Here is a 13,785-nt window from a genome sequence, read left to right as displayed (position 1 = left end):
GGGTCGATTAAAGCGCGTTAATCTTACCATGCGGTTAAAGCACTGGTGCGGCATGTGTTTTTTTGAGGAATTGCTAACCATAGAAGATGAAACGGCGCCGAGACGCCATGTTTCACAGGCATTATCCCGAATTGAGCCTCAAAGATAAGAGGCGAGCATCGGCACGATCGGCTGATAGGGAACATCGAACAGCTCTTCACGCTCGAAGCGGCTGCCCGTCTTTGTCAGCCGCACCAACCGGCAGACATCGTCCGATACCATCAGCGGCGCGATCATCGATCCACCCGATACCAGCTGCTCGGCATAAAAGCGCGGCATGGTCGGAAATGCGGCGGTGACCAGAATGCGGTCGAAGGTGCCCTCGCCCGGCAGGCCGGCGCTGCCATCTGCCTGGCGGATGACGACATTGCGCAGCCCGAGCGTATCCATGCGCTGCTGCGCCGAGGTGGTCAGCGTCTTGTAGCGGTCGATCGTCAGGACACGCTCGACGATTCGCCCCATGACCGCAGCGGTGAAACCGCTCCCCGTCCCGATTTCGAGAACACGGTGTCCCGGCTTGATCTTCAGACTGTGAAGAATGCGCACGACCAGATCGATGCCCTCCATGAAGGAACCACAATCGATCGGGATCGTGCGGCTGGAATAGGCATCATCGGTAAATTGCGGCGGCACGAAAGGCAGGCGCGGCGTCTGCTCGACCGCCGTCATCAGATCGATATCCAATATGCCTTCCGCCCGCAGCCGCAGAACCACGGCCGCAAAGCCTTCCTTTTCCACCAAACGAGGTGTCAATCCGCTACTCCATACCGAGCGCCCGCGCCACGCGGTCCTGCGCCGAATAATCCGTCAGATCGAGTTTCAAAGGCGTTACCGAAATACGATTTTGTTTCAACGCCTGAATATCGGTTCCCGGACGGAAGATACCACTGCGTTCGCCGAAGCGAAGCCAATAATAAGGGAAGCCGCGACCGTCAGCCCGCTCCTCCACCTGCACGTTGAAAGCGAGATTGCCCTGCGCCGTCACTTCCGTCCCATCGACCTCGCCGGGACGACAATTCGGAAAATTGAGATTGAGAAAGGTACCTTCGGGCAGGTCGACATCCATGAGCTTGCCGAGCAGGGCCGGTGCATGCGCCTCGGCCACGTCCCAGGGCACGACGCGCGCGCCGTTTTCATAGAGATAGGCCTGGCTCAGCGCAAAGGAGCGCACACCTTGCAGCGTACCTTCGATCGCGCCGGCTATGGTTCCGGAATAGGTCACGTCGTCGGCGACATTCGAGCCGGAATTGACGCCCGAAAGCACCAGATCCGGCTTGCCGTCCATAACCTGGCGGATGGCCATGATGACGCAATCGGTCGGCGTTCCCCGGAGCGCAAAGTGCTTGTCGGAAACCTTGCGCATGCGCAGCGGCTCGGAAAGGCTCAGCGAATGTGCGAGACCGCTCTGATCCGTCTCGGGCGCGACAACCCAGACATCATCAGACAAGGTGCGGGCGATGCGCTCCAACGCAGCCAATCCTTCGGCATGAATGCCGTCATCGTTGGTCAGAAGAATACGCATCGCCCCACCGCTCGATCATGCTGCTTTTTCGATCCTCTTCACACCACCCATATATGGCAGCAGTGCGTCCGGAACAGTGACGGAACCATCGGCATTGAGATAATTCTCGAGAACGGCAATCAGACACCGGCCGACTGCCGTGCCGGAGCCGTTCAGCGTGTGAACGAACTTGGTGTTCTTGTCGTCCTTGCCGCGATAGCGTGCACTCATGCGCCGCGCCTGGAAATCGCCGCAGACCGAGCAGGACGAAATCTCGCGATAGGTATCCTGCCCCGGCAGCCAGACTTCGAGGTCATAAGTCTTGCGCGCGCCGAAGCCCATGTCGCCGGTCGAGAGCGTCATGACGCGATAATGTAGGCCGAGGCGCTTCAGCACTTCTTCCGCGCAGGCCGTCATCCGTTCGTGTTCGGCAATGGAGCTTTCGGCATCGGTGATCGACACCAGCTCGCACTTCCAGAACTGATGCTGGCGCAGCATGCCGCGCGTATCGCGACCGGCGGAGCCTGCTTCCGAACGGAAGGACGGCGTGAGTGCGGTGAAGCGCAGCGGCAGCTTCTCCTGATCGAGAATTTCACCAGAAACGAGATTGGTCAGCGATACCTCTGCCGTCGGTATCAGCCAGCGGCCGTCCGTGGTCTTGAAGGAATCCTCTGCGAATTTCGGCAGCTGACCTGTTCCGAACATTGCCTCGTCACGCACCATCAGCGGCGCACTGACTTCGGTATAGCCGTGCTCGCTGGTGTGCAGATCGAGCATGAACTGGCCAAGCGCCCGTTCCAGGCGTGCGAGCTGCGAGGTCAGCACCGTGAAGCGCGAACCGGAAAGCTTGGCGGCACGCTCGAAATCCATGTAGCCCAGCGTTTCGCCAATATCGAAATGCTCTTTCGGCTCATGGTTCCAGGTCGGCTTGGCGCCCCAGACGCGCTTGACGACGTTGTCGTGTTCATCCTTGCCGACGGGCACGTCCTCGAGCGGGATGTTCGGGATGCGCGACAGCGCGTCGTTGAGCTCCGCCGTCAGCGCGCGCTCTTCCTCTTCCGCAGCCGGGAGCGTGGTCTTGATGTCAGCGACTTCGGCCTTCAGCTTCTCGGCAAGCTCGCTGTTCTTCTGCGCCATAGCCGCGCCGATTTCCTTGGAGGCGGCGTTACGGCGGGACTGCATATCCTGGACGGACTGAATGACGGAGCGGCGCTTCTCGTCGAGCGCAATGAGGCTTTGCGACAGAGGCTCCACACCGCGCTTGGCAAGCGCCGCATCGAAAGCCTCGGCATTCTCACGAATCCATCTGATATCAAGCATCTTCGTTCCAGGTCGTTTGACATGAGTACAGCTCCGACCGAGGTCTCGGTCGGAGGTCGAAACGGCAAATACCTGGGAAACGAAGCGAAGACTTCCTCGCCTAGACGTTATCCGTCTTGGTGATCTCGGAAGTCCCGCCAGTCTCTTCAAGCGCTTGCCGGGTACGCTGGCGTTCCACGAGTCGCGCCGCGTAGATGGAAATCTCGTAGAGAAGGATCGTCGGCAGTGCAAGGCCGATCTGGGACATCGGATCCGGCGGCGTCAGCACAGCGGCAACGATGAAAGCGAAAACGATCGCGAATTTGCGCTTTTCCGCCAGCCAAGTCGACGTCAGCAGGCCGACGCGCGCAAGCAGCGTCGTGATGACTGGAAGCTGGAAGACGAGGCCGAAGGAAAAGACCAGCGTCATGATGAGGCTCAGATATTCCGAGACCTTCGGCAACAGCGCGATGCCGACCTGACCATCGGCTGGCGCCTGCTGCATCTTCAGGAAGAACCACATGACCATGGGCGTGAAGAAGAAGTAGACGAGCGCGGCACCCATCAGGAACAGGATCGGCGACGCGATCAGGAATGGCAAGAAGGCGGAACGCTCGTTCTTATAGAGACCCGGCGCCACGAACTTGTAGATTTGCGCGGCGATGATCGGAAATGAAATCACCAGGGCGCCGAACATGGCGACCTTCACCTGCGTGAAGAAGAATTCCTGCGGGGCCGTGTAGATCAGCTCGGCCTTGGAGAGGTCTAGATGCGCCCATTCGACCGCCCATTTATAGGGATAGACCAGATAGTTGAAGAGATGCTTTGCCACGGCAAAGCATCCGATGAAGGCAATGAAGAAGGCTACGATCGACCAGATGAGCCGCGTGCGCAATTCCATAAGGTGTTCGATAAGCGGCTGCGGCTTATCATCGATATCACCCGTCATGCCTGGTCCTTCTTCTTGGGCGTTTTAGGCGTCGCCTTGCTGGCGGTAGCGGTCGGGCGCTTCCTGGGAGCGGGAGGCGCCTTCTCTGCGGCAGCGGCGGTCGCGACTTTGCTTGCGGCTCGTTTCGGCTTTTCCGTTACGACGGGCGTCTGGACGGCGGCGGCCGCAACATCGTCGACCTTGGCGACCGGCTTCGGGCGCGGCTTGCGAACGGCCTTCGGCTTTTCGACGGCTGCACTTGCCGCCGCTTCGCTCGCGGCAGCGGATGGCTGGGCAGCGGGCGCGACAAGTGGGGCAGGATCGCCCCGCGCCGATGTGGCCGAGAGCGCCTCCGGCAAGCCGGACGAAACGCCCGGAACCGGCTCGGATGGCAAGGGCGTTGCAGCGGGTGCAACCTTGTCAGTGCTGGTCGCGCGCTGCAGATCGGCCTTTATCTCATTGCCCATCTCGCGCAGCGGGTTCATGGCTTCCCGCAACGTGTTGACCGGATTGAGCTTCTGCGCATCGGCGATCGTCTGGCGCACGTCGTCCAGCTCCGCTTCGCGCATGGCCTCGTCAAACTGGGCGCGGAATTCGCCAGCGACCTTCCTTGCCCGGGCCGTCATCTTGCCAATTGTCCGCAAGGTCGCCGGCAATTCCTTGGGGCCGATCACCACCAAGGCTACGACGGCAATAATCACGAGCTCGGACCAGCCTATATCGAACATGCAAAGGCTCCTGGGCCAACGGCAAGCCTCTCAGCTTGGCGCCCGCCCGACATGATTACTTCGTTTCGTCAGCCTTATGCTCGACAGTGCGGGACGTCGTCTGCGTCGACGTATCCTCGTCGTCGTTCATGCCCTTCTTGAAGCTTTTGATGCCCTTGGCGACATCACCCATCAGCTCCGGGATCTTTCCACGGCCGAACAACAAAAGCGCGATGGCCAGGACGATGAGCCAGTGCCATATGCTTAGAGAACCCATTACTTTAACTCCCAATTACAGTGTCTTTCCGATGTAAGACGTTTGCGGATGTTTTTCAAACACCAAAATTTACTGCATCCACGCATATCGGGATGATGAACGCCCATGCGGGCGATCAAGCGTCTCCAAGTCGAGAGGATGATTTGTATATTCGCATCCGCTGATGGCGAAAGAGAGACTTTGCCGGTGGTTTCGTGAAAATTTACGGAGAGCGCAGCAACCCGTTCCAACGGTCACCAAACGGCTCAATCGCTGGAATTTGCGCCAGTCGGCGGCAGGATGCCAAGCTCTTCCAGATCCATCTGGGTAATCGGATCCTCGTCTTCGGTCAGCTCGTCGTTCATCAAGGGCGACGGGATGTTGAAATTGGCGGGAATGCGGCCGGATAGTAGCCCTGCCCCCTTCAACTCTTCGAGGCCAGGCAGGTCGCGCAGCTCTTCGAGGCCGAAGTGATCGAGGAAATCGCGCGTCGTGCCAAGCGTGACCGGCCGCCCCGGCGTGCGGCGGCGGCCGCGAAAGCGAACCCAGCCGGACTCCATCAGCACGTCAAGTGTGCCCTTGGAGGTCTGCACGCCTCTGATGTCTTCGATCTCCGCACGCGTCACCGGCTGGTGATAGGCAATGATGGCCAGCACTTCGAGCGCGGCGCGGGACAATTTTCGCACCTCGCTCTCGTCACGCCGGATCACGAAGGAGAGATCCGCGGCGGTGCGGAAGGCCCAGGCTCCATCCACCTGCACGAGATTGACGCCGCGCGAGGCATAATCGGCCTTGAGCTTCTGCATGACGGCGGCAATATCGACGCCGCGCGCCACGCGCTCGGCGATGAAGGCCTCGGAAACCGGTTGCGCCGAGGCGAAAACCAGCGCTTCGGCGATCCGCTCGGCCTCGCTCAACCGGCGCTCGTCGATCTCAAGCGTTTCCGCCTCCGCTTCCATATGCTCGTCGTCCGGTTCGTTCACGCCTGTCCCTGCCCTATTCCGCTGCTTCCAGCGACGAATGCTTCGGCCCGCGCCGCATATAGAGCGGCTGAAACGCGCCTTCCTGGCGAATTTCCAGCTGCCCCTCGCGCACCAGTTCGAGCGAAGCCGCAAATGCGCTGGCGATGGCTGTTACGCGATCGCTGGCGGTCGTCATATAGCTCAGCAGGTAATGTTCCAATGCTGTCCAATCGGTGATCTCGCCGATCATGCGATCGAGAATGACGCGAGCATCGGCGAGCGACCAGACACGGCGCTTCTCGATCGTCACCTGGGTCACGGCCTGGCGCTGACGCAGGCTCGCATAGGCGGTGAGCAGATCATAGAGGCTGGCGTCGAAGGCGGATTGACGTCGATCGGGAATATGTTCCGGTGCGCCGCGCGCAAAGATATCCCGGCCGAGACGATTGCGATTGACGAGGTCGGTGGCCGCATCGCGCATGGCCTCCAGGCGCTTCAAGCGGAAGGCGAGCGTCGCCGCCATCTCCTCGCCGGTCGGGCCGTCTTCCTTGCTCTGCTGCGGGATCAGCAGCTTGGATTTCAGATAGGCGAGCCATGCGGCCATGACGAGATAATCGGCCGCGAGTTCGATTCGAATGCGCCGGGCGCTTTCGATGAACTGAAGATATTGCTCAGCAAGCGCCAGAACGGAGATGCGGGACAGATCGACCTTCTGGATGCGCGCCAGATGCAGCAGCAGATCGAGCGGTCCTTCGAAGCCGGCAAGATCGACGACAAGCGACGGCTCGTGCGAGCCGCGCTGCGCCTCGCCCTCCTGCCAGAGCTTGTCCATCGGCGTTGCCGCCTGCTGAAGCTTGTCCGTGCTGCCGCTCACTCTGTCACCCGTCCGTTCCTCGAAGTCCGGTTTTACGCCACTGCGAACATCGCGTCGAATTCCGCCCGAATAGAGGCTTCATCGGCGCCATCATTTCTGCCGAATGCCGTTTCGACCGCCTTGGCCCTTGTCAGCGACGCACCCGCCAAAGCGGGAACATTGCGAACGACCTGCTGCATTTCGTCCATGACGCCATTGCAATGCAGCACGATATCGCATCCGCCCGCAATAATATTTGCTGCACGTTCGCCGATCGTGCCCTTCAGCGCATTCATCGAGGTATCGTCCGACAGGAGCAACCCCTGGAAACCGATATGCCCGCGAATGATCTCCTCATTCACCTTGCGCGAGGTTGTGGCCGGGTTTTCCGGATCGATATCGGTGAAGACAACGTGGCATGTCATTGCCATCAGCTCGTCCTTGAGGGCCACGAAGGGGGCGAAATCATGCGCCTCCAACTCCGCACGCGGCACCGAGACGACGGGCAGTTCGTGATGCGAATCGGCAAAGCCGCGGCCGTGGCCGGGCATGTGCTTCATCACGGGCAGTACGCCACCGGCTTTCAGACCTTCCGCCGCAGCACGCCCCATCTCCGTCACCGTCACCGGATCGGAGCCATAGGCGCGATTGCCGATGACATTGCTCGATCCCTCCACCGGCACGTCCAGCACCGGCAGGCAATCGACATTGATCCCGAACTTCAGCAAATCGAAGGCATGCAGCCTCGACATGAGCCAAGCGGCCCGCAGGCCGCGTTCACGATCCTGACGGTAGATATCGCCAAGCGCCTGCCCCGAGGGGTAATGCGGCAGGATCGGCGGACGGATGCGCTGCACCCTGCCGCCCTCCTGATCAATGAAAACAGGAGCATCGCGCCCGACGCTGTCACGCAGGGACGCAACGAGATCGGCGATCTGCGCCGGCTCGGAAATATTGCGCCCGAACAGGATAAAGCCCCATGGCTGCTCCCCCTGATAGAAGGAACGCTCTTCGGGCGTGATGGAGTGGCCGCTACAGCCGAGGATCATGGATTTCGATTCGGTCATATCCGAATCATAAGGCTTGCGCCGGGAAATGCGAGTGACGTCAAGCCGAGATACACAGGAACAGCATATTTCAAACGAAAACGGCGAGCCGAGGCCCGCCGTTTTTATCAGTTCCGTATCCGATCCTTACTTCGAGATCAGGCAGGTGCCGCCGGCGGCGCGATAGCGCGTGCAGATGGCTGCGGCCTCATCCTTGGAGCCGGCGACGACGCGGACGCGATAGTAGGTGCCCTTGCCGGCGATATCGGCCTTGCGGATCTCAAGCGGATGGTTGCCGATGACGCTGGCGAACTTGACCTTGAGGTTCGCCTGCGACTTCTGCGCATCGGCCTCGGTCGGCAGGGATGCGATCTGGACGCCGTAAGCACCGCCACCCGCGGCAGAGGCCGCAGCCGGAGCTGCCGCAGCAGGACTTGCCGATGCAACCTGCTTCGGCTGAGCCTTGGGCTGAGCTTGAACTTGGGCTTCCTGGGCCGGAGCAGCGGTATTGGCCTTGGCGGCGGGCTCGGGACGTGCCGTCGGAACCGGGTTCGTCTTGACGACGCGGATCGGCGTGCTTTCGGCGCTGGCGGCATCGCCGCTATCGGGCTGGGCTGCGGCCGGCGGGTTTGCCTGAGACGGGCGCGGATTGGCCGACGCGACCTGATTGTTCGCGGGCTTCGCAACAGCGGTCGTCGTCGTATCAACGGCCGGCTCGTCACGCGGAACCAGCGAGCCATCCGGCTTGACGATCATCGTGCGGACCTTGCGCGGCGAAATAGCCGGCACCTGATCGTCGCCATTGGCGGCGACATTGGTGTTTCCGCCGTTCTGGTTGGGCAACAGGCGCGGATCCTCGGTTTCGCCGACCGGCGTCGACGTGACCTGATCGGCGCTGCCGTCATCCGGAGAAACCGCCTCCGGGATCAGGGTCTTCTGCACGACATCGACAGGCTGCTCGTTGGAGGAGACGAGAGCCTTCTGCTTCGGCGCTGCAGTGCTGTCGCCCGCCACGCGGTCGTACACGGCCTTGTCCTGATTCGGGACCACGGTACCGCCCGGATTTTCCGGGGCGACCTTTACCGGGTCGCTATCGGCGGTGATCACGCGCGGCTCGCCGGAGAAGCTGGAGATCGGCGCACCGTGGCGGATCCAGCTATAGGCGCCATAGGCGCCGACACCGAGAACCACGATGACGGCAGCGGCGGTCGCCATGCCCCGCATGGAGCGCACAGGGCGGCGGCCGCCTGCGGCCGGGTTCAGCGTCATTCTGGCGACGTTCTCGACGGGGCTGGACGCTTCGCGGTAGCTGCGGCGGAAATCTTCTTCCAGCGCACGCTCGAATTCGTCGAACTCCTCGATGGGCTGCTTGGCAACGGGTGCAGCGGGTTGGGCAGCCGCGTTCTTCGACCACGAGGCCGCAGCGGCGGCACCGCCGAGCATGGCAGCGGCAGCCGGCTTGATCGGCTCGGATGCGGCTTCCTTGGCAGGCGTCCCCAGAAGGCTCGCCATCTCGGAATCGAGATCGAAATCATATTCCGGCGGAACGACGACCGGCTCTTCCGGCTCGATCGGCGGCAGGTGCGGAACATGCGAGCCCTCGAAGGTCTCGACACGATCCTCCGTCTCGGAGATTTCAGTGGGATCGAAAGGCAGTGCCTGTTCGACCTCGAACGCCGGAGCTGCCGTGGGAGCGGCAGGCACGACCGGCATCGGCGCTGCCTGGATCGGCTGCGGCGCTACGGCGGCAGCTGCAGGAGCGACCTGCGCCGGCATAACCGGCGTTGCGCGGGAAACGATCGGCTCTACAACGGGCGCTGCCGGAGCCGGCTGCCGGGCGTCGGAGGATTTGTCGGCTTCGGCGAAATCGAGACCGGCAAGTTCCATCTCGATATCGGCAAGATCGAATTCGAAATCCTGACCGGCGAACGGATCCTCCGCATCGAAGGCGATCGGCTTCGGTTCTTCTCGCGACAGCGCAGCCGCAGATGCAGCCGGCGCTATCGACTGTTCGTCAAACGAAGCGCTGAAATCGCCGAAAGCCGGCTCGTCCGGCGCAGCGGCCCTGGAGGGGACCGGATACCGATTCACATCAGCCAGCAGGGCATCGATCTCGGCGGCAAGCGCTGCGGGATCGGCCTTGGCGATCTTTGGCGGCTCGGGCGCCTTGAAGACAGCCGGAGTGGGCTCAGGCTCTACGGGCTTCGAAGCCGGTTCCTGGGCGATGAAAGGCTCGACAGGGCCAAGCTGCTCAAAATCCGGCAGCTCGTCGAACATTGCTTCGGCAGGAGCTGCCGGGGGTACCGGCGCCGCATTGAAGGGCGCCGGCTGCTCGCGCGGCGCAACCGGGGTTGCCAGTGTGAAATTGGCTATCGGCAGCCGCATCGTGGCAGCAGCGGATTGCGGCGTCTTGGCGACCGGAGCCACCACCGGCCGTTCGGCGGGCGCAGCTTTCGACGCCGGCTGCAGAGCAGGCGCAATCGACATTTCCAGCTCGTCGATCAGGTCACGAGCGCCGAGCGTCGGCTTGACGGGAGCAGCAACCTGCTGGGCAGGCTCCTCAAATTTCGGCTCGGCCCGCACGGGCTCGACTGGAGCCTGGCTTGGAGGAGATACCGGCTCCGTCGGGACGGAGATGTCATTTGCCGGACTCATTCGCGGCGTATCGTACCGCTCGAATTCGCGAAGAAGCTCGTCTTCAAGATTGAAGGCAGGCTCCTGCCGCTGAGCCGCAGGAGTTGCTTGAGCAGCAGAGCGCGGCTCAAAACCTACGATACGAGCGAGTTCTGCGAGCGGATCATCATCCGCAAAGAACTCGTCGTTTCCGCTTGCGCGATACGCCAACTGTTTTTCTGCCATCACCCGTTCCACTCGCAAACACTACAGTTAATGCCAGCGCAATGTGGGTAAATGGTGACGTTTATCGCATTTCGTCAGGTGCTGCGGTCCCGGTTATACCAAGACCCGACTTCAAAACCGACGCGACAGCGTACACCAGCCCAAGTCTGGCAATGCTCAATTCTCGGTTCTTATCGTTAACAAAACGTAATTCAGGTAAATCTTTACCTTTATTCCAGTGTCCATGGAAGGAACTTGCCAGGTCGTAAAGGTAAAATGCGATGCGATGCGGCTCTTGCGACTGCGCTGCAGCTTCGACGATTCGCGGGAACTCCGCAATCTTTGCGACAAGCTGTAGTTCGGCCGGATCGGAGATCGCGCCGAGGACCGCCTTCGACAGATCAAGCGAGGCAATATCGATATCCGGGAAGGCTTCCTTGGCCTGACGGAAAACGGACATGCAACGGGCATGCGCATATTGCACGTAAAAGACCGGATTGTCCTTGGACTGCTCGGTGACCTTGGCAAAGTCGAAGTCCAGGGGCTCTGAATTCTTCCGGTAGAGCATCATGAAGCGCACGGAATCGCGGCCGACTTCATCGACGACTTCGCGCAGCGTGACGAAATCGCCCGAGCGCTTCGACATCTTCACCGGCTCGCCATTGCGATAGAGCTTGACGAGCTGGCACAGAAGCACGGTCAGCTTCGCCGCACCATCGGAAACACCGCGCGCGACCGCCTCCAGCCGCTTGACGTAGCCACCATGGTCGGCGCCGAGGATGTAGATCATCTCGTTGAAGCCTCGGTCGAACTTGTTCTTGAAGTAAGCAACGTCGGCAGCGAAGTAAGTATAGGAACCATCCGACTTGATCAGTGGACGGTCGATATCGTCGCCCACTTCCGTCGAGCGGAAGAGCGTCTGCTCGCGATCTTCCCAATCTTCCGGAAGCTGTCCCTTCGGCGGCGGCAGCGCGCCCTTGTAGACATAGCCCTTGAAGGTCAGGTCATTGATCGCGGTGCGGATCAGCGCGGCACCATTGGCATGCAGGGTGCGTTCGGAAAAGAACACGTCATGTTTGACGTTCAGCGCTTCCAGGTCTTCCTTGATCATCGCCATCATCGCGTCGATGGCGCGATCCTTGACGATGGGAAGCCATTGCTCTTCCGGCATGCCGCGCAGCTTGGTGCCGAATTCCCTGGCGAGCGCCTCGCCGACGGGAACCAGGTAATCGCCAGGATAGAGACCCGCCGGGATCTCGCCCACCTGCTCGCCAAGCGCTTCGCGATAACGAATGAAGACGGAGCGCGCCAGCACGTCGATCTGCGAACCGGCATCGTTGATGTAATATTCCTTGGTAACCTCATAGCCGGAGAAGGCCAGCAGGTTTGCCAGCGCGTCGCCGACAACGGCGCCGCGGCAATGGCCGACATGCATAGGCCCGGTCGGGTTGGCCGAAACATATTCGACATTGACCTTTTGCCCCTCACCCAGCTTCGAGCGGCCGAATTTCTCGCCTTCGGAGATCATCGTCGATAGTAGACGTTGCCAGTAGCCGACCGAGAGACGGATATTGATGAAGCCGGGGCCCGCTACCGAAACCTCGGCAACGTCGGCGTCCTCCTTCAGCTTGGCGACGATAATCTCGGCAAGCGCACGCGGATTTGTGCCCAGCGGCTTGGACAGAACCATGGCCGCATTGGTGGCGACATCGCCATGGCTGGCGTCGCGCGGCGGCTCCACGCCGATACGTCCGAAACCGACTTCAGATCGCTTTTCCCTCACAATATCAATTTGCTCGAGAGCGTTCTTAATTCTTACTTCGAAGTCGGTGAAAAGGTTCATCATATTGTCCACGCATAGCTTGATCAGGCCGCTATCGGCCCGATGCCGCCGCTGCCTACCGCAAATCGGGAGTCTGGTCAAACAGGCGCTTGTGGGCGCTGATGGCGTAGGTATCGGTCATGCCGGCCAGATAGTCGCCGACATGCCTTGCCTTGGGGGCGATCGCAAGCCCGGCGATATGGTCGACCCAATAGTGGCTCTGCATCTCCTTGGGATTTTCCATATAGGCGTGGAAGAGATCCGTTACGATCTGCGCCGCGCCGGCACGAATCCGCATGATGTCGGGATGGCGATAGATGCGCTTGAACAGCATCTGTTTGATCAGCCTGTCGGTTTGCGCCATGTCAGGCGAAAAGGTCGCGACGACGCGGCCGGCGGCCCGGATGTCGGCGACATTGCCCGGCCTGATTTCGGCAAGTGCCTGCTGCGATACGGCAATGACATCCTCGACCATACGGGTGATCTGGCGGCGCATGATTTCGTGCGTGAAGCGGCTCGGCTCCAGATGCGGATAGCGCGCCCTCACCTCGGCCATCAGCCCCGCGAGAAACGGCACTTCCTCCAGCATATCGAACGTCAGATAGCCAGAGCGCAAACCGTCGTCGATGTCATGCGTGTTGTAGGCGATGTCATCGGCAATCGCGGCAACCTGCGCTTCGAGGCTGGCGAAGGACGCGATTTCGAGATCGTGGATTTCGCAATAGTCGAGAATCGGCTGCGGCACCGGCCCGCGAATGCCCTTGCCATCAGGCGTCATTAGCGGGCCATTGTGCTTGACCAGGCCTTCGAGCGTCTCCCAGGTGAGATTGAGCCCGTCGAAATCGGCATAGCGGCGCTCGAGCTTGGTAACGATGCGCAGCGACTGCGCATTGTGATCGAAGCCGCCATAGGGCAGCAGCATCTCGTGCAGCGCATCCTCGCCGGTGTGGCCGAAAGGCGTGTGGCCAAAATCGTGAACCAGCGCCACGCCTTCCGCCAGATCTTCATCCACCTTCAGAGCACGCGCCAGAGCGCGCGCGATCTGCGCCACCTCGATCGTATGCGTCAGCCGCGTGCGGTAGTGATCGCCATCCTGGGCGATAAAGACCTGCGTCTTGTGCTTAAGGCGCCGGAAAGCGGTCGCATGGACGATCCGGTCGCGATCGCGCTGGAATTCGGAGCGCGTGGGGCTCGCCCCCTCGTCATAGAGCCTTCCGCGCGATGCCCAGGGGTCCGTTGCATAGACCGCCTTCTCACCATATCCAAAACCCAATGCATGCGTATCGATCGTCATTACCAATCCATTCCGGCATCTGGCCCCCGCACAATCATAGATGCGAAGGTCGTTTCATCATACCCGGCCAAGGCGTTGCTCGCAGATCGGAATATAGTATCCCATCGCGAAGCGGTGACCCATTGACGCCGCATTGCGGCCTTCATACCTATAGACAAGAAAACAGCAAAACGGTGCGTGGCTCAACCACGAAACCAAAGCTGTCACCGGCCTGACTTTCATGATAAAGGCTATGGATAT

At 60.9% G+C, this 13,785-nt stretch carries 12 protein-coding genes; all 12 read right to left on the bottom strand.

The genetic code is table 11. The features are described 5' to 3' along the window. Nucleotides 1-138 precede the first annotated feature (138 nt). The 12 genes from PH552_RS12610 to PH552_RS12555 all read right to left on the bottom strand — a co-directional run bounded on the left by PH552_RS12610 (nt 139) and on the right by PH552_RS12555 (nt 13,545). Entirely contained in the window at nt 139-792 is a 654-nt protein-coding gene (locus tag PH552_RS12610; protein WP_112340950.1) for a protein-L-isoaspartate(D-aspartate) O-methyltransferase, read from the bottom strand. 4 nt (nt 793-796) lie between these two features. Then, complete coding sequence (gene surE / locus PH552_RS12605; protein WP_113249866.1) at nt 797-1,561, bottom strand: 5'/3'-nucleotidase SurE; 765 nt, start codon at nt 1,559-1,561, stop codon at nt 797-799. Between the two features lie 15 nt (nt 1,562-1,576). Then, nucleotides 1,577-2,860 carry a serine--tRNA ligase gene (gene serS, locus PH552_RS12600; protein ID WP_113249865.1) on the bottom strand — a complete coding sequence of 428 codons (1,284 nt, stop codon included), beginning with the start codon at nt 2,858-2,860 and terminating at the stop codon, nt 1,577-1,579. 100 nt (nt 2,861-2,960) lie between these two features. After that, a complete protein-coding gene (tatC, locus tag PH552_RS12595) occupies nt 2,961-3,788 on the bottom strand; it encodes a twin-arginine translocase subunit TatC (RefSeq protein WP_112340953.1) in 828 nt (275 codons plus the stop codon). Continuing rightward, nucleotides 3,785-4,495: a Sec-independent protein translocase protein TatB gene (gene tatB / locus PH552_RS12590; protein ID WP_113249864.1), complete on the bottom strand. Its 711-nt coding sequence runs from the start codon at nt 4,493-4,495 to the stop codon at nt 3,785-3,787. Before tatB ends, tatC begins: the two co-directional genes overlap by 4 nt. 55 nt (nt 4,496-4,550) lie before the next feature. After that, nucleotides 4,551-4,751, bottom strand: a complete 201-nt coding sequence (locus PH552_RS12585; RefSeq protein ID WP_113249863.1) for a twin-arginine translocase TatA/TatE family subunit — start codon at nt 4,749-4,751, stop codon at nt 4,551-4,553. A 245-nt stretch (nt 4,752-4,996) separates the two neighbouring features. Beyond that, nucleotides 4,997-5,689 (bottom strand): SMC-Scp complex subunit ScpB, encoded by a 693-nt coding sequence (gene scpB, locus PH552_RS12580; protein ID WP_112341072.1) that lies wholly within the window; start codon nt 5,687-5,689, stop codon nt 4,997-4,999. 37 nt (nt 5,690-5,726) lie between these two features. After that, a complete protein-coding gene (locus tag PH552_RS12575) occupies nt 5,727-6,524 on the bottom strand; it encodes a segregation and condensation protein A (RefSeq protein ID WP_113249950.1) in 798 nt (265 codons plus the stop codon). Between the two features lie 74 nt (nt 6,525-6,598). Then, on the bottom strand, nt 6,599-7,612 hold the full coding sequence (gene nagZ, locus PH552_RS12570) for a beta-N-acetylhexosaminidase (protein ID WP_113249862.1): 1,014 nt from the start codon (nt 7,610-7,612) through the stop codon (nt 6,599-6,601). Between the two features lie 126 nt (nt 7,613-7,738). Further along, nucleotides 7,739-10,450: an SPOR domain-containing protein gene (locus tag PH552_RS12565; RefSeq protein WP_183763485.1), complete on the bottom strand. Its 2,712-nt coding sequence runs from the start codon at nt 10,448-10,450 to the stop codon at nt 7,739-7,741. Between the two features lie 61 nt (nt 10,451-10,511). Then, nucleotides 10,512-12,272 carry an arginine--tRNA ligase gene (gene argS / locus PH552_RS12560; protein WP_183763487.1) on the bottom strand — a complete coding sequence of 587 codons (1,761 nt, stop codon included), beginning with the start codon at nt 12,270-12,272 and terminating at the stop codon, nt 10,512-10,514. A gap of 55 nt (nt 12,273-12,327) precedes the next feature. Further along, nucleotides 12,328-13,545, bottom strand: coding sequence for a deoxyguanosinetriphosphate triphosphohydrolase (locus tag PH552_RS12555; RefSeq protein ID WP_183763489.1), 1,218 nt, complete (start codon nt 13,543-13,545; stop codon nt 12,328-12,330). Nucleotides 13,546-13,785 lie beyond the last annotated feature (240 nt).

This window comes from Rhizobium aureum (genome assembly GCF_030182495.1).
In the GTDB taxonomy this organism is placed as follows: Bacteria; Pseudomonadota; Alphaproteobacteria; order Rhizobiales; family Rhizobiaceae; genus Rhizobium; species Rhizobium tropici_C.
The sequence above is the reverse complement of the archived record's forward strand: the minus strand, read 5'-3'. Positions and strand labels throughout refer to the sequence as shown.

Coding starts and splice junctions, on each gene's coding strand:
- surE (WP_113249866.1), bottom strand. CDS start 1,561: ATGCGTATTCTTCTGACCAACGATGACGGCATTCATGCCGAAGGATTG.
- serS (WP_113249865.1), bottom strand. CDS start 2,860: ATGCTTGATATCAGATGGATTCGTGAGAATGCCGAGGCTTTCGATGCG.
- tatC (WP_112340953.1), bottom strand. CDS start 3,788: ATGACGGGTGATATCGATGATAAGCCGCAGCCGCTTATCGAACACCTT.
- tatB (WP_113249864.1), bottom strand. CDS start 4,495: ATGTTCGATATAGGCTGGTCCGAGCTCGTGATTATTGCCGTCGTAGCC.
- PH552_RS12585 (WP_113249863.1), bottom strand. CDS start 4,751: ATGGGTTCTCTAAGCATATGGCACTGGCTCATCGTCCTGGCCATCGCG.
- scpB (WP_112341072.1), bottom strand. CDS start 5,689: ATGGAAGCGGAGGCGGAAACGCTTGAGATCGACGAGCGCCGGTTGAGC.
- PH552_RS12575 (WP_113249950.1), bottom strand. CDS start 6,524: ATGGACAAGCTCTGGCAGGAGGGCGAGGCGCAGCGCGGCTCGCACGAG.
- nagZ (WP_113249862.1), bottom strand. CDS start 7,612: ATGACCGAATCGAAATCCATGATCCTCGGCTGTAGCGGCCACTCCATC.
- PH552_RS12565 (WP_183763485.1), bottom strand. CDS start 10,450: ATGGCAGAAAAACAGTTGGCGTATCGCGCAAGCGGAAACGACGAGTTC.
- argS (WP_183763487.1), bottom strand. CDS start 12,272: ATGAACCTTTTCACCGACTTCGAAGTAAGAATTAAGAACGCTCTCGAG.
- PH552_RS12555 (WP_183763489.1), bottom strand. CDS start 13,545: ATGACGATCGATACGCATGCATTGGGTTTTGGATATGGTGAGAAGGCG.